The 17,373-nt window shown below is 35.7% G+C and carries 14 protein-coding genes; 12 read left to right on the top strand and 2 right to left on the bottom strand.

The annotated features are described in order from the left end of the window. The first annotated feature begins 21 nt into the window (after nt 1–21). The 8 genes from FND99_RS18365 to FND99_RS18330 all read left to right on the top strand — a co-directional run bounded on the left by FND99_RS18365 (nt 22) and on the right by FND99_RS18330 (nt 11,691). Nucleotides 22–1,296, top strand: coding sequence for a TIM barrel protein (locus tag FND99_RS18365; protein WP_144339393.1), 1,275 nt, complete (start codon nt 22–24; stop codon nt 1,294–1,296). Between the two features lie 82 nt (nt 1,297–1,378). Further along, nucleotides 1,379–2,740, top strand: coding sequence for an FGGY-family carbohydrate kinase (locus FND99_RS18360; RefSeq protein WP_144339392.1), 1,362 nt, complete (start codon nt 1,379–1,381; stop codon nt 2,738–2,740). 158 nt (nt 2,741–2,898) lie between these two features. Further along, nucleotides 2,899–3,636 (top strand): (Fe-S)-binding protein, encoded by a 738-nt coding sequence (locus FND99_RS18355; RefSeq protein ID WP_144339391.1) that lies wholly within the window; start codon nt 2,899–2,901, stop codon nt 3,634–3,636. Between the two features lie 162 nt (nt 3,637–3,798). Beyond that, entirely contained in the window at nt 3,799–5,169 is a 1,371-nt protein-coding gene (locus FND99_RS18350) for a glycoside hydrolase family 28 protein (protein WP_144339390.1), read from the top strand. 206 nt (nt 5,170–5,375) lie between these two features. Next, complete coding sequence (locus FND99_RS18345) at nt 5,376–6,779, top strand: lactate utilization protein B (protein WP_144339389.1); 1,404 nt, start codon at nt 5,376–5,378, stop codon at nt 6,777–6,779. After that, a complete protein-coding gene (locus tag FND99_RS18340; RefSeq protein WP_144339388.1) occupies nt 6,769–7,356 on the top strand; it encodes a LutC/YkgG family protein in 588 nt (195 codons plus the stop codon). Before FND99_RS18345 ends, FND99_RS18340 begins: the two co-directional genes overlap by 11 nt. Before the next feature lie 415 nt (nt 7,357–7,771). Then, on the top strand, nt 7,772–9,139 hold the full coding sequence (locus tag FND99_RS18335) for a glycoside hydrolase family 27 protein (protein ID WP_144339387.1): 1,368 nt from the start codon (nt 7,772–7,774) through the stop codon (nt 9,137–9,139). A gap of 86 nt (nt 9,140–9,225) precedes the next feature. Continuing rightward, complete coding sequence (locus FND99_RS18330; RefSeq protein WP_246074244.1) at nt 9,226–11,691, top strand: alpha-L-arabinofuranosidase C-terminal domain-containing protein; 2,466 nt, start codon at nt 9,226–9,228, stop codon at nt 11,689–11,691. 88 nt (nt 11,692–11,779) lie between these two features. Here FND99_RS18330 and FND99_RS18325 read toward each other — a convergent pair whose 3' ends face one another. Then, nucleotides 11,780–12,112 carry a YegP family protein gene (locus FND99_RS18325; protein ID WP_144339385.1) on the bottom strand — a complete coding sequence of 111 codons (333 nt, stop codon included), beginning with the start codon at nt 12,110–12,112 and terminating at the stop codon, nt 11,780–11,782. Nucleotides 12,113–12,335: 223 nt separating this feature from the next. On the opposite strand from FND99_RS18325, the gene FND99_RS18320 reads away from it, so the two are divergent. Continuing rightward, on the top strand, nt 12,336–13,460 hold the full coding sequence (locus FND99_RS18320; protein ID WP_144339384.1) for an XdhC family protein: 1,125 nt from the start codon (nt 12,336–12,338) through the stop codon (nt 13,458–13,460). After that, the gene (locus tag FND99_RS18315; RefSeq protein WP_144339383.1) at nt 13,450–14,052 is read left to right on the top strand and encodes a nucleotidyltransferase family protein; all 603 of its coding nucleotides are present in this window, start codon (nt 13,450–13,452) and stop codon (nt 14,050–14,052) included. The genes FND99_RS18320 and FND99_RS18315 overlap by 11 nt, the downstream gene beginning before the upstream one ends. A gap of 88 nt (nt 14,053–14,140) precedes the next feature. Here the strand turns inward: FND99_RS18315 and FND99_RS18310 are convergent, their stop codons facing one another. Beyond that, nucleotides 14,141–15,277, bottom strand: a complete 1,137-nt coding sequence (locus FND99_RS18310; RefSeq protein ID WP_144339382.1) for a cysteine desulfurase family protein — start codon at nt 15,275–15,277, stop codon at nt 14,141–14,143. Between the two features lie 479 nt (nt 15,278–15,756). Here FND99_RS18310 and FND99_RS18305 point away from each other — a divergent pair, with 479 nt between their 5' ends. Further along, nucleotides 15,757–16,395, top strand: a complete 639-nt coding sequence (locus FND99_RS18305) for a 2Fe-2S iron-sulfur cluster-binding protein (protein ID WP_144339381.1) — start codon at nt 15,757–15,759, stop codon at nt 16,393–16,395. Further along, the gene (locus FND99_RS18300; protein WP_144339380.1) at nt 16,392–17,372 is read left to right on the top strand and encodes an FAD binding domain-containing protein; all 981 of its coding nucleotides are present in this window, start codon (nt 16,392–16,394) and stop codon (nt 17,370–17,372) included. Before FND99_RS18305 ends, FND99_RS18300 begins: the two co-directional genes overlap by 4 nt. Nucleotide 17,373 lies beyond the last annotated feature (1 nt).

Below are 17,373 nucleotides of genomic sequence, written 5' to 3'. Positions count from 1 at the left end.
GCGCTATTAAAATAAAATGCTATGTTAATTGAATCAAACAATATTGCATCTCATAATGAGGGATTGCTGAAAAAACATCAAAATAAATTTGCTTTTACAGCATCAGAAATAGAAAATGCAGAATCAATCATTCAAAAATTAATTGATTTTCAAATTGCAATTCCATCTTGGGCTTTAGGAACTGGAGGAACTAGATTTGGACGTTTTGCAGGTGGAGGAGAACCTCGTTCATTAGAGGAAAAAATTGAAGATGTAGGTTTGCTTCATAAATTAAACAATGCTTCGGGCGCGATTTCGCTTCATATTCCGTGGGATATTCCAACTGATTATAAAGCTATCAAAACGCTTGCAGCACAGCACGGATTAAAGTTTGATGCCATGAACTCGAACACGTTTCAGGATCAGGCAAATGCAGAACATACGTATAGATATGGTTCATTGCAAAACGTAAATAAAGCAGTTCGCAAACAAGCAATTGCTCACAATATCGAGGTTATCAAACACGGAATTGAATTAGGTTCTGATTCGCTAACAGTTTGGTTGGCAGACGGATCTAACTTTCCGGGACAATTAAACTTCCGTAAAGCGTATCAAAATACATTAGAAAGTTTAGAGGAAATCTACGACGCATTGCCTTCAAACTGGAAATTATTCTTAGAATACAAATGTGCTGAACCAAATTTTTACTCTACAACAGTTGCCGATTGGGGACAATCGTATTCATACGTTCAAAAATTAGGAGACAAAGCAAAAACACTGGTTGATTTAGGACACCATTTGCCAAATGCAAACATTGAGCAAATTGTTTCTATTTTATTGATGGACAATAAATTAGGAGGTTTTCACTTTAACGATTCAAAATACGGAGATGACGATTTAACTGCTGGAGCTTTAAAACCTTATCAATTATTCTTGATTTTCAATGAATTGGTTGAAGGAATGGATGCAAGAGGAATGAATCACGCCAAAGATTTAGGTTGGATGATTGATGCTTCTCACAATATTAAAGATCCTTTAGAAGATTTATTGCAATCTGTTGAAGCGATTATGATTGCGTATGCACAAGCACTTTCTGTTGACAGAAAAGCATTGGAACAAGCTCAAGAAGAAAATGATGTGGTTAAAGCACAGGAAATTCTTCAAAATGCTTTCCGTACAGATGTTCGCGCATTAGTTGCAGAAGCTCGTTTGCGTTCTGGAGCAGCTTTAAATCCAGTTGAATTATATCGTTCTCTTGCAGTTAGAAATAATTTGATTGGCGAAAGAGGATTAAAAACAATGGCAACAGGACTATAATTATAGATTATTAATTGTTAATTATAAATTATGAATCTAAAATTAACAATTGATAATTAACAATTTACAATTAAAAAAAAAAATGAATGTAGTTGCAATTTTTGATATTGGTAAAACAAACAAAAAAGTTTTTTTATTTGACGAAAATTATAAGATTGTTTGGGAAAAATCAGTAAATCTTGATGAAACCACAGATGAAGATGGTTTTCCTTGTGAAGATATTGATGTCCTGAAAAACTGGATACTCGATCGATTATCAGAAATAAAAGAGTTGACCAACTATGTTTTAAAAGCAATCAATTTTAGTACATACGGCGCTAGTTTTGTGTATATTGATGAAAACGGAAAAGTTTTGACTCCTCTGTATAATTATTTAAAAGATTATCCAGAGGAATTAAAAAAAGAATTTTACGCCAAGTATAAAGGTGAAGAAAAATTTGCTGTCAAAACGGCTTCTCCGGTTTTAGGAAGTCTGAATTCTGGAATGCAGATTTACCGACTTAAGGAAGAAGAACCAGAGTTGTTTGAAAAAGTAAAATATTGCCTTCATTTACCGCAATATTTGAGTTTTCTGTTGACAAATGAGGCTTTCGCCGATATTACAAGCATTGGCTGTCATACGAATTTGTGGAATTTTAAAAAGATGAAATATCACAAATGGCTTCAAAACGAAGGCATTTCAGCTAAAATTCCGCCGTTGCATTACGGAAAAGATGTCTTAAAAAAAGAGAATGATTTGGCAATTGGAGTTGGCCTTCATGACAGTTCATCGGCAATAATTCCTTATACCATTAATTTTACGGAGCCTTTTGTTTTATTATCGACAGGAACTTGGAGCATTTCGCTGAATCCTTTCAATAATAAACCTTTGACTTTTGAGGAGTTGCAGCAGGATTGTTTGTGTTACATGCAATACACTGAAAAACCGGTAAAAGCAGCGCGATTATTTTCGGGCAATGAACATGAAATTCAGGCTAAAAGATTAGCCGCACATTTTAATGTTCCGTTTGACAGTTTTAAAGATGTTTATTTTGATAAAAAGATTGTAGCGACTTTGCGATCACTCAATTTTCAGATTATTTATCCAAAGAAATACGATTTTGATATTCTGAAAGAATGTCCATTCCAAAAGAGAGATCTTTCAACTTTTAAAAGCTACGAGATCGCGTATCATCAATTGATGTTGGATTTGGTTGAACAACAAGTTTTTTCGACTAACTTAGTGATACACAATAGTCCTGTAAAGAAAATTTTTGTAGATGGAGGTTTCAGCAAGAATTCGATTTTTATGAATTTGCTTGCAGAGGCCTATCCAGATATTGAAGTATATGCAGCGTCGATGGCACAGGCGAGTGCTTTAGGCGCGGCGCTGGCGATCCATGAAAACTGGAACCCGAAACCAATTCAGAATGATTTAATCGATTTGAAGTTTTATAAGCATTAGGTTTTTAAACACATAGAAACATAGCTTTTATGTGTTAAATAAGAATATAAAAAGAAATACATTTCTTCACATAGTACTATGAGTTTTATTTAAAGTGAAACTTCTTTTACAGGCTATGAAAACTATGTTTCTATGTGTTTAAAAGAATTACCAAGAATATGAAAATCGGACTTTTTATACCGTGTTATGTCGATCAATTTTACCCAAAAGTGGGAATCGCAACCTATGAACTTTTGCAGAAATTGGGCTGTGATGTTCATTTTCCAATGGGTCAAACTTGCTGTGGCCAACCAATGGCAAACAGCGGGTACGAACATTTAACGAAAGGCTGTAATGCAAATTTCATCTCTAATTTTGCCGGATTTGATTACATTGTTTGTCCTTCTGGTAGTTGTGTTTTGCATGTAAAAGAGCATCTGCACGATGAAAAATTGGAAGTTGTAGCTTCAGAAATGCGCAAAAAAGTTTTTGAACTGACCGAGTTTATTACCGATATTCTGGACATTCATGAAATAAATGGTAATTTTCCATATAGAGTCGGAATGCATCAAAGTTGTCACGGTCAGCGTGGTTTGAAGCTTTCGCAGATGACCGAATTAAACGCACCATTTTTCTCAAAACCACAACAATTGCTTTATAAAATAAAAGGCCTGGATTTAGTTTCTTTATCCAGAAAAGACGAATGTTGCGGTTTTGGAGGAACATTTTGTGTTACTGAAGAAGCGGTTTCTGTAAAAATGGGTCAAGACCGAATCAAAGATCATGAAAACCATAATGTCGATTATATTACTGGCGGTGATATGTCATGTTTAATGCATTTAGAAGGAATTCTAAAAAGACAAAACAGCCAAGTAAAAACCATTCATATTGCTGAAATATTAAATACAATGGCATAAATTAAAATTTAAAACACATAGAAACATAGATTTTCTTTGTGTAAAAAGATTAAAATAAATGATCATATCATTTACACATAGCTATGTTTGTTTAAAAAAGTGAAACGCCTTTTTTAAAGCTGTAAAAACTATGTTTCTATGTGTTTAAATAAAATATACAACATGAAAAAAATTACACTTTTTTCTATTCTATTACTCTCAATCCTTTTTTTATCATTTAAAAAAGACCCATCTACAGTGATGCAAACAGAAGTTGTGATAAAAGCGCCTTTTGAAATGCCAGCAATTAAAATTCCAGATTTCAGCAATTGCAAAGAATTCTCGATTGTTGATTTTGGTGCTGTAAAAGGCGATAAAAACAAAACTTCTGAAGCCATTTCAAAAGCCATTTCCAAGGCAAATAAAGCAGGAGGAGGAACTGTTGTAATTCCGGAAGGAGAATGGCTGACAAAGAAAATTCATTTTAAGAGCAACGTAAATCTGCATTTGAATAAAGGTGCGGTTTTGCTTTTTTCTGAAGATCCAAAAGATTATCTGCCTGCAGTTCGTTCTACTTGGGAAGGTTATGAGTGCTACAATTATTCACCATTGATTTATGCCTACCAATGTAAAAATATTGCCATTACAGGCGAAGGCGAACTAAAAGCAAAAATGGACGTTTGGACAAAATGGTTTGCACGCCCAAAAGCCCATATGGAAAGTCTGAAAAGATTATACTATCTAGCTTCGTATGAAAAGCCAATGAAAGAAAGACAAATGGTAAATGATACGGCAAATTTGCGTCCGCATTTTATTCAGTTCAATCGTTGCCAAAATGTATTGATGGATGGCGTTAAGATAACAAATAGTCCGTTTTGGACGATTCATCCATTTTTATCAAAAGATGTTGTATTAAGAAATCTTCAAGTTTATGCACACGGACATAATAATGATGGTGTTGATCCCGAGATGTCTCAAAATGTATTGATCGAAAATTGTGTTTTTGATCAAGGCGATGATGCAATTGCGATTAAATCAGGATGTGGGAAAGATGCTTGGAATTTGCACACGCCTTCAAAAAATATTGTTATGCGCAATTGTACCGTGAAAAATGGTCATCAATTAGTTGCAATTGGAAGCGAACTTTCGGGCGGTATCGAAAATGTTTTTATTGATAATTGCACGGTCGTGGATGGTGCAAAACTGAATCATCTTTTGTACATCAAAACTAACGAAAGACGAGGCGGTTTTGTCAATAATATTTATATGACAAACATTACAGCGGGTAAAATTGACGCTGGAATTTTAGGGATAGAAACTGATGTTTTGTACCAATGGCGTGATTTGGTTCCAACTATTGAACGACGTTTGACGCCAATAAAAAATGTGCATTTAGAAAATATAAAAGCGACCGATGTAAAATTCATTTCGAGAATTCAGGCTCAAAAAGAACTTCCTGTAGAAAATATTTTCTTGACAAATGTGAGTGCTGATAATGTTCAGGGAGAGAAAGCAATTCACGAAAATGTAGTGAATTTTGTCAGTAAAAATTAAAAAAAAAAAAACATTGGGAATATTTATAAAAATAGTATCTAATACATAGAAACATAGATTTTTCTTTTTCCTAAAGATTGAAATAAACGACATATCTATTTACACATAGCCTATGTTTATTAATGCAAATGAAATGCCTTTCAACAGTATTATAACCTATGTTTCTATGTGTTTAAATTAACCAACAGGATTAAATGATTAAAAAGATGTCTTCAAAAAAAACAATAGAACATAGTGAAGCTGCGGCGCGTTTTAATAAAGATGTGGAGCGTGTAAACTGGCATGATGAAACGCTTTGGTTTGTACGTGAAAAACGTGATAAATCGGCGCATCAGATTCAGGATTGGGAATTGCTGCGTGAAACAGCTTCTAAAATCAAGAATAATGTCCTTTCAAATATTCATGATTATTTGATTGAATTTGAAGCAAATGCCCAGAAAAACGGAATAAAAGTGCATTGGGCAGCTGATGCAAAAGAACATAATGAAATTGTGCATTCTATTTTGGTAAAACACGATGTCAAGCAAATGGTAAAATCAAAATCCATGCTTACAGAAGAATGCCATTTGAATGAATATTTAGCTGAAAATGGCGTCGAAGTTATCGATTCTGATTTAGGAGAATATATTGTACAGCTTCGCAAAGAACCGCCAAGCCATATTGTTTTGCCGGCAATTCACCTTAAAAAAGAAGATGTAAGCGAAACTTTCCATGAACATTTAGGTACAGAAAAAGGAAATTTTGATCCGCAATATTTAACTGAGTCGGCGCGCCAACAACTTCGAGATACATTTTTAACCCGAAAAGCAGCTTTGACTGGAGTTAATTTTGCGATTGCAGAAACGGGCGAATTTGTGGTTTGTACCAATGAAGGAAATGCTGATATGGGTGCGCATTTAGCCGATGTTCATATTGCCTGTATGGGTTTTGAAAAACTGATTCCGAAAAGAGAACATTTAGGTGTTTTCTTAAGATTGTTAGCCAGAAGCGCCACAGGACAGCCGATTACCACTTTTTCAAGCCATTTTAAAAAACCAAGAGACGGCAAGGAAATTCATATTGTAATTGTCGATAATGGACGAAGTACACAATTAGGAAGAGAAGATTTTAGAAATTCGCTGAAATGCATTCGTTGTGGCGCATGTATGAATACATGCCCGGTGTACAGAAGAAGCGGTGGACACAGTTATCATAATGCGGTTGCGGGACCAATTGGCTCTATTTTGGCACCAAATCTCGATATGAGCAAAAATGCCGATTTGCCTTTTGCTAGTACGCTTTGTGGTTCGTGTACTAATGTTTGTCCGGTAAAAATTGACATTCATGATCAATTGTATAAATGGCGTCAGGTTTTGGTGAAAGAAGGATATACGCCAACTTCAAAAACCATTGCAATGAAAACAATGGCAACGGTTTTAGCGAATCCGACGGTTTTTAATATCGCCGGAAAATCAGGCCGATTTGTAATGAAAAATGCTCCCGGTTTAGTCAATAATAAAATGAATAAATGGTACGATCAGCGCGAAATGCCTGCCGTTCCAGAAGAATCATTCAGAGAGTGGTACAAGAAAAATTCAAGAGAAGCAAAAGGAAAAAACAATGAGCAGTAAAGCTGAAATATTAAATAAAATAAAACAGAATCAACCTGCTTCTGTTACCGCTTTGCCAGACTTAAAAGTTTTAGGTTCTGAAACATTTGATGTTTTAGAAACGTATAAAACAGTGCTGAAAAACATTGGAGGAAACACAGTAGAAGTTTCTAGTTATGATGATATAATTTCATACATCAAAGAACATTATAATATTGAAAAGCGCATTGTAACAACGCTCCCAGAACTTTCAGAAATTGCAAGTTTAGATTGGACAAATGACGATCCGCATTCGCTTAAAAATGTGGAATTGACGATTGTAAAAGCGCATTTTGGCGTGGCAGAAAACAGTGCGCTTTGGGTAACCGATGATATTTTAGGACAACGTGTTGCTCCTTTCATAGCACAATATTTGGCTATTATTGTAAATAAAGAAAACATATATCCAACGATGCATCAAGCGTATGAAAAAATAGAAAATCAAGATTATGGTTTCGGAACTTTCATCGCTGGGCCTTCAAAAACGGCTGATATTGAACAATCTTTAGTTTTGGGTGCGCACGGGGCTAGGGGATTGGTTGTTTATGTGATGGGATAAAATTTTAGTTTAAAAATATACTAAACTGTATAAAGACTTTTGTGGTTTTTATGCAGTTTTTTTTGTTTCTTGAATTATCTATGTTTCAAAGACATTATCGTTAGCGCAGATTTGCAATCTGTGCCCTCAAAGATTGGACATAATTTTTTTATTAAAGTAAGAGCTTTACTTTACGGCACGGATTGTAAATCTGCGCTAACGATTGTGGGTCGAATAAATTTTTCTTAGAATAAGAAGCGCTGCGCAAATGTCACTGATTTTGCGCTTTTTTTAATTATATACATCTCAAAAACCACCTTTTCTTAAATTTTAAATCAATCTTTCTGTTTTTTTGATTAACACTGAGGTTAATGTGTATTATGTCAAAAAGTTTTATATATTTACAAGTGTAATATTCACATTTATTTATATTAAAATGAAAGTAAAAAACAGAATTACCCTTACTTTAGGAATTGTTTTGGCATCAATCTCTTCTAATGCACAGACCAAAACAGTTGGAAAAGAAGAATTTAAAGAATGGGCGCAAACACCGCCAATGGGCTGGAACAGCTGGGATTGTTACGGACCAACTGTAGAAGAACACGAAGTAAAAGCCAATGCCGATTATATGGCAAAAGAGCTTAAAAAATATGGTTGGGAATATGTTGTTGTGGATATTAGATGGTTTGTAGAAAATGACAAAGCGGGCGGTTACAACCAGAAAGACCCACGTTATGTGATGGATAAATTTGGAAGATATTTGCCAGCTGTCAACCGATTTCCTTCTGCAAAAGACGGGCAAGGTTTTAAGCCTTTAGCCGATTATATTCATAAAAAAGAATTGAAATTTGGAATTCACATTATGCGTGGCGTTCCTAAAAAAGCAGTTGAAGATAAACTGCCAATTAAAGGTGCAAACGGAATCACGGCAGACCAAATTTATTCAACAGCTCTCCAATGCGAATGGCTGAAAGATAATTATACCGTTGTTGCAGACAAGCCTGGAGCTCAGGAATATTACAATTCTATATTTGAATTATACGCACAATGGGGTGTTGATTTTATCAAAATTGATGATTTGTCAAGACCTTATCATGAGGGAGAAATCAACTTGATCAGAAATGCGATCGACAAATGCGGACGTAAAATTGTATTGAGTACCTCTCCGGGGGAAACGCCAATTTCGGCTGCGCCACATGTGAGCACGCATGCCAATATGTGGAGAATGGTTGACGATGTTTGGGACACTTGGCCGCACATCACACATTTAATGGATGTGGCTCAAAAATGGTATCCTTACATTGCGCCGGGAACGTGGCCAGACTGCGATATGATTCCGCTTGGACGTATTTCAGTGCGTGGAGAACGTGGTGTAGACCGCATGACGCGTTTGACAAAAGACGAGCAATACACATTAATTACGTTTTTCAATATTTTCAAATCACCTTTATTTTTTGGTGGCGATTTGCCGAGCAATGATGCTTTTACGCTTTCGTTATTAACGAATAAAGAAGTTGTAAAAATGCACAACGAGAGCACGGCTGTAAAACAGCTTTTCCAAAAAGATGGAAAAATTGCGGTGACTTCAAAAAATGCAAAAGACGGCAGTGTTTATCTGGCTTTATTTAATATTTCAGATGCTTCAGAAAAAGTTTCAGTAAATCTTTCAGACCTTGGACTTTCTGGTTCAATTGAGGTTTTGAATATGTGGACGAGTGAAAAATCTAAATTGTCTTCAAAAGAAATTTCGGCAGATTTAAAAGCGCATGCTTCCGTTTTATATCAATTAAAAGGTAAAAAATAATGAGAACATTTTTGCTGCGCTGTCTTTTTAGCTTGATTTTACTTTTTACGATTATTTTTATAACGTCCGGATTTGGCATAAAGCCAATGGAAAAGCCAGATAAAGTCTATCTATTTGCCTATTCGACCTTGAAGAATAATGGCAAAAACGGACTTCATTTTGCATGGAGTACCGATCAGAAAAACTGGTTTCCGATTGGGCCCGAATTCAGTTTTCTGAAATCAGATTTTGGAAGCTGGGGACCAACAGGAAAAAGCATGTCTGAACCTTTTTTGATTCGTGATAATGCTGGAATTTTTCACTGTTTCTGGAGCGTAAAAGACAATGTTTTTGCACATTCCGAAAGTAAGGATTTAGTGAATTGGGGAAGACAAAATTACATTCAAGGAATGAAAAGTTTTGTTGGAAAAGCCCAAGATAAATCGATTATTCAAAATGTTCAGGTGAGTCAAAAAGAAGGTCAATATTTAGTGCACTTCAGCGAAAGCGGAAAAAATTATGCTACAGCAACAAAAGATTTCAAAAATTACAGTCCGACAACAATTGACGCCGATGATTCTTCGATCAAACAGAAAAAAGAAATCACAATTCAAGGCGTAGTTGTGCAAGGGACTTTGCATCAAGTAGATTGGAGTTTGGTCGATTCTATGATTAAAAATATGGAATCGGTTAAATTTAGAGACAAAAAAGACAATACGTCTCCAAAAAGTGACAGTTTATTATTTGCAGGTTTGAAACCGGTAAAGGCCGAAATTAAAATAAATGGCGAGCAGTCCAAAAAAATCAGTAATATGCTTACCGGCGTTTTCTTTGAAGATATTAATTATGCCGCTGACGGAGGTTTGTATGGCGAATTGATTCAAAATCGTGACTTCGAATATGCCTTGCACGATAAAAAAGAAAGAGACGAAAAATGGAACGCAACAATGGCGTGGAGCGGTGATTTTAAAATTGCCAAAGAAAATCCAATTCACGCTAACAATCCAAATTATGCAATAATTTCAAAAGGCAGCATCAGCAATTCTGGTTTTGACGGAATTGCTTTGAAAGCTAATGAAAAGTACGATTTTAGTGTTTTTGCAAAAGGTTCAAAAGCAATAGTTCGATTAAAATCTTCAAACGGAGAAATTTTAGCCGAAACATCTTTTACGCCAACGTCTTCTTGGAAGAAAATCAACTTGATTTTAAAGGTTTCAAAAACAGTAAACGATGCGCATTTAGAAATTAGTACAAATGGAGAAACTGAAGTTGATATGGTTTCGCTTTTTCCTCAAAAAACTTTCAAAAATCGCAAAAACGGACTTCGTTTGGATCTTGCTGAAGCAATTGCGGACATGCATCCAAAATTTGTTCGTTTCCCTGGCGGATGCGTGGCGCATGGCGATGGATTACACAATATTTACAAATGGAAAAACACAATTGGTCCGCTTGAAGGCCGAATCCCAATGCGAAATATCTGGGGTTATCATCAATCAATGGGATTAGGATATTTTGAATATTTTCAGTTTTGCGAAGATTTAGGTGCCGAGGCGGTTCCGGTTTTAGCGGCCGGAGTTCCGTGTCAAAATTCATCTGACGGAGGTTCGGGACAGCAATTCGGAATCCCGATGGAAGATATGGACGAATACGTTCAGGATGTTTTGGATTTAATCGAATATGCCAACGGAAGCGTGAATACCGTTTGGGGTAAAAAACGCGCCGAAGCGGGACATCCAAAACCTTTCAATTTAAAATATATTGGAATTGGAAATGAAGATTTGATCAGTGATGTTTTTGAAGAAAGATACCGAATGATCGTAAAAGCCGTTCAGCAGAAATATCCCGAAATTACTATAATAGGAACCGTTGGACCCTTTTTTGAAGGAACAGATTACAATGAAGGCTGGAAAATTGCCGATGATTTGAAATTGCCAATGGTTGATGAGCATTATTATCAAACGCCGGGCTGGTTTATCAATAATCAGGATTTCTATGACAGCTATGACCGCTCAAAATCAAAAGTATATTTGGGCGAATATGCTTCACGCGGGAATAAATTTTATAATGCTTTGGCGGAAGCTTTATATTTAACGGGAGTAGAACGAAATGGTGATGTGGTCGCAATGGCTTCGTATGCACCTTTATTAGCAAGAGAAAAACACACACAATGGAATCCCGATTTGATTTATTTTACAGGAAGTGAAGTGAAGCCAACCGTAAATTATTTTGTGCAAAAATTGTATGGGCAAAATCCGGGCGATATTTATATTGAAAGTTCGGTTAAAGTTTCAGATAATGACGAAGTAAATAAACGCATTGGACTTTCTGTTGTAAAAGATCAAGCTTCTGGAGATTTGATTATCAAGTTGGTCAACGTGCTTCCGGTTGCTGTAACGCCGTCAATTGAATTATCGAATTTTTCATTGTTGGAAAATGCTGATTACACGATATTATCGGGTTCGCCAGAGAATACAACAGCAAGACCAGTTACTCAGAAAATTGGAATTAAAGAAGCTTTTTCAAGAGAATTGCCTCCGTATTCCTTCGTTGTAATACATGCCAAAACAAAATAAATTGCTTTTAGAAGTAGTTTTAAGGACAATAAAAAAGCTGTTTCTAAAATAATTAGAAACAGCTTTTTTTATTTATAAATAATAAGCCTTAAGCCGTCTGATCGTCAGTTTCAGCATCAGGAGCATTTTTCTTTACAGATTCGATTCCGTTTTCTCTAGCGGCAACACTTTCGTACATTTCGCTTGATCCAATAATTTGTCCGTTGCTGGCTTTTAAATTGAAATACGGTTTGCCATTGCTTGACTCTTTTCTGTCAAAACGGCCATCATCTTGCGAATTTGTTTTCACAGATTCGATTCCGTTCGTGCAAGCAGCTTTAGTAGTATAACCTTCACTTGTTAAAATCGTTTGTCCATTTCCGGCTTTTAAATTGAATTGAAATTCTCCGTTGGCTCTTTTAGTAATTACAAATTTTCCCATGCAGTTTATTTTTAAGTTAACTAATTTATTTTGCTACAGATAAAAATACAAAACTTCGAGATATAAATGATATTGCTAGAAAAAATAATTGTTTCGATATTGTTAAATACGCACTCATTTTTTAAACTTAAATGATTTTCCAACGCTTAATTTTATAATATTTTTTAATTTTAGACAGTCAAAGAATCATCAGAAGTTTGTTTTGCTGGTTAATTATTATTTTATGAAGGAAATCAGCCAAATTCTACAAGCATATTCAGAAGCAAAAACAGCAGGTAAAAAGACAGCTCTGGCAACAGTTGTCAAAGTCGAAGGCTCTTCATACAGACAGCCCGGCGCGCGAATGCTCGTGACCGAAGACGGTTTGCTGACTGGAGCAATAAGTGGAGGGTGTCTTGAAGGCGATGCGCTCCGAAAAGCGCTTCTTTCCATCAATCAAAAACAAAATAAATTAGTTACTTATAATACCAGCAATGAAGACGACGCCGAAATTGGTCTTCAGCTGGGATGTAACGGAATTGTTCATATTTTGTTTGAATACATTGACAATGAATTAGAAAATAATCCTATTCAGCTTTTAAAACAATTAAAAGCAGATAGAAAAGAAGCCGTAATTATTACGATTTTTTCTTTAAAAAGAGGAGCGCCACAAATAGGAACGAGCTTGTTTTTTAGAAAAGACAGTCCGGTTTTACATCATAACAATAATGCTTTGAATTTAATTTCGGATGCTAAAGAAGTGCTTCTGACCAAAAAATCGGCTGTAAAAAAACTTCAGGAAAATCCAGAAGACGAAGCCTTGATTGAATATGTAAATCCGCCGATTTCGTTAGTCATTGCGGGAGCTGGAAATGACGTTCAGCCAATCGTAAAAATGAGCGCTTTGCTTGGCTGGGAAGTTACTATTGGCGAAGGCCGAAGCACACACGCAACTAAAAAACGTTTTCCAGAAGCGAGTCAGGTTTTGGCCGTAAAACAAGAAGATTTTTTGAATTCGATTACGATTGACGATCAAACGTATTTTGTTTTAATGACGCACAATTATAAATATGATTTGGCTGTTTTGAAATTATTATTGGATACAGATTGCCGTTACATCGGAATTCTAGGTCCAAAATCAAAATTTAATAGAATGCTGGATGATCTTCAAATGGAGGGAATTACGTTGAATGAAGAGCAGTTAAATAGAATTCACAGTCCGGTTGGGCTTGATATTGGCTCCGAAACTTCAGAAGAAATTGCGTTATCAATTGTTGCGGAAATAAAGGCTTTTGAATCGGCTAAAACAGGAACTTCTTTAAAATACAAGTCGGGAAAAATTCACGACGAAATTCATTATGGAATCTAAAAATAAAACCGGCATTGTAATCTTGGCGGCAGGAAATTCATCTCGATTAGGACAGCCCAAACAACTTTTGGGTTATAAAGATTCAACGCTTCTTAAAAATACAATTGCTGAAGCTTCCTTGGTTCATGACTTAAAAATAATTGTCGTTACTGGTGCAAATAATCAATTGATAGAAGAAGAACTTGATCCGTCAAGAATTAAGATTGTTTTTAATCCAGAATGGGAATCCGGAATGTCGTCTTCTATTGTTTACGGACTTAAAAAACTAATAGACTTATATCCAGAAACCGAAAATTGCATTTTTGCAGTCTGCGACCAGCCGTATGTTTCAAGTTTAATTTTTGAAAACCTGATTGAAGAACATTATAAAACCGGAAAAGGAATTGTTGCTTCTGCTTATTCTGAAACGCTTGGAACTCCAGTGCTTTTCAATAAAAAATATTTCACCGAATTATTGGAATTAAAAGGTCAAGAAGGAGCAAAAAAAATAATCAATAGATTTTCTGATGATGTTGCTTCGGTTTTATTCGAAAAAGGAAATATTGATATTGATACTGAAGAGGATTACAATAAATTGATGTCTGAGTTTTAAGTTGCTAAGATTCTAAGTTGCTAAGGCTCTAAGTTGCTAAGGCTCTAAGTTTTTCATCTTTGTAAAAAAAAACTTTGTGGCAATAAATCTATTGACGTAATTGTCGAACTAAAGCCAGAACGCGCTCAATAGTTTCTTCGATTTCTTCAGAAGTTGTAAATTTTCCCAAGCTAAAACGAATCGAACTCAAAGCATTTTCATCAGACAATCCTAAAGCTTTTAAAACATGTGAAGGTTCAGAAGTTACCGCTGAACAAGACGAGCCATTTGAAACTGCAATATGCTGTAAAGCAATAATCAATGTTTCAGAATTAACACCCGGAAAACAGATATTTGTAGTATTGTAAATTCTTTCAGAAATTGCTCCGTTTACAAAAGAACCTTCAAATTGAAGCAAACCTTTTTCGAGTTGATCTCTCAATTTTGAAATCTCTTCTTCGTCGCTTTTCATTTCGTTAAGCGCAATTTCACTCGCTTTGCCTAAACCAATAATTCCGGGAACATTGAGCGTGCCGCTTCGTAATTTTCGCTGTTGGTTGCCTCCATGAATTTGCGGAGTCAGTTTGATTTTGGCTTTCGCCGAAATATAAAGCGCGCCAATGCCTTTTGGACCATAAAATTTATGTGCCGAAAAAGGCAAAAGATCAATTCCAAGCGAAGTAACATCAACTGGAATTTTCCCGACAGACTGCGTTGCATCACTCATGAAAAGTGCATTTTTAGCGTGAGCAATTTCAGAAATCGCTGTTATATTTTGTTGAACGCCTGTTTCATTATTCGTCATCATAACGCAAACTAAGAGCGTTTCATCAGTTATTGCTTTTTTTAAAACAGAAAGATCTAAAAATCCACTTGAAGTGACAGGCAAATACGTAACCTCAAAATCAAAAGATTCCATGAATTCACAGGTTTTTAAAACTGCTTTATGTTCGGTTGAAATCGTGATGATATGTTTGCGTTCTTGATTTGCTAAACCTTTAATGGCGAGATTAATAGATTCTGTCGCGCCTGATGTAAAAATGATTTCGTCTTCCTTCGCGCCAATGAGATTTGCGGTTTGCCAAGCAGCATTTTCAACTGCTTCATTTACCGTCAAACCAGCAATATGACTACTTGAAGCATTTGCATAAATATCCGAAAAATATGGAAGCATAGCATTCAAAACTCGTTCATCAACACGGGTTGTGGCGTTATTATCGAGATAAATGATTTGTTGTTGAGACATACTTTTGAGTTGATTTTGTAAAAATAAAAAAATAAACCTGCTATATCTTTTTTTTAACCGCAAAGCACGCAAGTTTTTTTGATCTTCGTTATGCTAAATAAACGCAATTCGCAAAGCTGGAATTGATAAAGCTTTGCGTTCTTTGCGCTTGCTTTACACATGAAAGATAAAAAAAACTTGCGTTCTTTGCGTTTAAAAAAGTGGTATGGTTTTTTTAACGCAAAGCGCACAAAGATTTTTTTTAAAGTTAGTAATCTAGATTACCGCAAAGAACGCAAAGCTAGAATTGATAAAGCTTTGTGTTCTTTGCGTTTGCTATACACAACGAATATAAAAAAACCTTGCGTCCTTTGCGTTAAAATAGAAATTGTAATTATTCTAAATAAAGCTAATGTTTGAATTTTATAATTTTTTGTTCTCTAAGATTGTTAAATTTGTTAGGATGATAAGGGTGTTTTCCTAATTTAAAAATAGACTGAATGGCTTCTAAAAAAACAAATGAGAATAAGGCAGCGAATGAAGATGCAAATTCTCGTCGGGACTTTATAAAAAAATCGGGGCTTTTTACCGCTCTTGCTTTGGCGCCGCCCTCATTGGTAATGGCTTCAGAGAAAAAATGGGATGAAAAAATCGCCGAATATTTAGAGACAGTACCACTTTCTATTGAAGTAAACGGAAAAAAACACAATCTTAACATCGAACCAAGAACTACGCTTCTTGATTTATTGCGAGAACAATTGCAGCTCACAGGAACTAAAAAAGGCTGTGATCACGGGCAATGCGGCGCGTGTACCGTTCATGTAAACGGAACCCGAATTTTGTCTTGCCTGACTTTAGCTACCATGCAGCAAAATGCGCAGGTAACAACAATCGAAGGACTTTCGAAAGGAAAAAAACTGCACCCAATGCAGGAAGCTTTTATCAAAAATGATGGTTTTCAATGTGGTTATTGCACTCCGGGACAAATCATATCCGGAATTGCCTGCATAAAAGAAGGCCATGCCAACAGCAGAGAAGAAATTAGAGAATACATGAGCGGCAATATCTGCAGGTGTGGCGCTTATCACAATATAGTCGATGCAATTACTGAAGTTAAGGAAGGAGGGAAGGAAATATGAAAAACTTTCAGATAATTAGAGCCTTGTCATCGGCCTCGGCGGTTACAAGCATTAGTAAAGAATCATCTGCTAAATTTATTGCCGGCGGAACCAATCTGGTTGATTTAATGAAAAAAAATGTCGTGGCTCCAGATAAATTGGTTGACATTACTGCTTTAGATTTAAAGAAAATCGAATTTTTAAACGGAAAAGTTTCGATTGGCGCTTTGGCAAAAAACAGTCAAGTTGCCGAAGATACTTCTATAAAAGAAAAACATCCTTTGTTGGCATTGGCTTTAGCGGCTGGCGCCTCTCAACAAATACGACATATGGCAACTGTTGGCGGTAATATGCTGCAAAAAACGCGTTGCTCTTATTTTTATAATACCGATATGCCTTGCAACAAAAGAGCTCCTAAAAGCGGTTGCGGCGCTATTGGCGGTTCAAACAGAATGCACGCAATTTTTGGGGCTTCTGAAAGCTGTATTGCTGTTCACCCGAGCGATATGTGTGTGGCTTTGGCGGCGTTAGACGCTACAGTTTTGGTTGAAGGGCCAAAAGGAAAAAGACAAATTAAATTTTCTGATTTTCATCGTCTGCCTGGAAATACGCCAGAAAAAGACAATACACTTCTGGATAAAGAATTAATTACTTCTGTTGAAATTCCGGACAATAATTTCACAAAAAATGTGCATTATTTAAAAGTTCGTGACCGAAGTAGTTATGCTTTTGCATTGGTTTCTGTTGCTGCCGCTTTGGATATTCAAAATAATACAATCGTGAATGCACGCCTTGCAATGGGCGGTGTAGCACACAAACCTTGGCGATTAACTGAATCTGAGGATTTTTTGAAAGGAAAAACCATTTCTGAAACTACTTTTAAGGAAGCTGCTAATTTGGCTATGAAAGGGGCAAAAAGTTATGGAGATAATGATTTTAAATTGACTTTGGCACCAAATGCCATTGTTGAAGCATTAACTATAGCATCATCTAAATAAA

The organism is Flavobacterium daemonense (genome assembly GCF_007341385.1).
Classification (GTDB): domain Bacteria; phylum Bacteroidota; class Bacteroidia; order Flavobacteriales; family Flavobacteriaceae; genus Flavobacterium; species Flavobacterium daemonense.
This window is presented reverse-complemented; position numbering and strand designations above follow the sequence as displayed.

Coding starts and splice junctions, on each gene's coding strand:
- FND99_RS18365 (WP_144339393.1), top strand. CDS start 22: ATGTTAATTGAATCAAACAATATTGCATCTCATAATGAGGGATTGCTG.
- FND99_RS18360 (WP_144339392.1), top strand. CDS start 1,379: ATGAATGTAGTTGCAATTTTTGATATTGGTAAAACAAACAAAAAAGTT.
- FND99_RS18355 (WP_144339391.1), top strand. CDS start 2,899: ATGAAAATCGGACTTTTTATACCGTGTTATGTCGATCAATTTTACCCA.
- FND99_RS18350 (WP_144339390.1), top strand. CDS start 3,799: ATGAAAAAAATTACACTTTTTTCTATTCTATTACTCTCAATCCTTTTT.
- FND99_RS18345 (WP_144339389.1), top strand. CDS start 5,376: ATGTCTTCAAAAAAAACAATAGAACATAGTGAAGCTGCGGCGCGTTTT.
- FND99_RS18340 (WP_144339388.1), top strand. CDS start 6,769: ATGAGCAGTAAAGCTGAAATATTAAATAAAATAAAACAGAATCAACCT.
- FND99_RS18335 (WP_144339387.1), top strand. CDS start 7,772: ATGAAAGTAAAAAACAGAATTACCCTTACTTTAGGAATTGTTTTGGCA.
- FND99_RS18330 (WP_246074244.1), top strand. CDS start 9,226: ATGGAAAAGCCAGATAAAGTCTATCTATTTGCCTATTCGACCTTGAAG.
- FND99_RS18325 (WP_144339385.1), bottom strand. CDS start 12,112: ATGGGAAAATTTGTAATTACTAAAAGAGCCAACGGAGAATTTCAATTC.
- FND99_RS18320 (WP_144339384.1), top strand. CDS start 12,336: ATGAAGGAAATCAGCCAAATTCTACAAGCATATTCAGAAGCAAAAACA.
- FND99_RS18315 (WP_144339383.1), top strand. CDS start 13,450: ATGGAATCTAAAAATAAAACCGGCATTGTAATCTTGGCGGCAGGAAAT.
- FND99_RS18310 (WP_144339382.1), bottom strand. CDS start 15,277: ATGTCTCAACAACAAATCATTTATCTCGATAATAACGCCACAACCCGT.
- FND99_RS18305 (WP_144339381.1), top strand. CDS start 15,757: ATGGCTTCTAAAAAAACAAATGAGAATAAGGCAGCGAATGAAGATGCA.
- FND99_RS18300 (WP_144339380.1), top strand. CDS start 16,392: ATGAAAAACTTTCAGATAATTAGAGCCTTGTCATCGGCCTCGGCGGTT.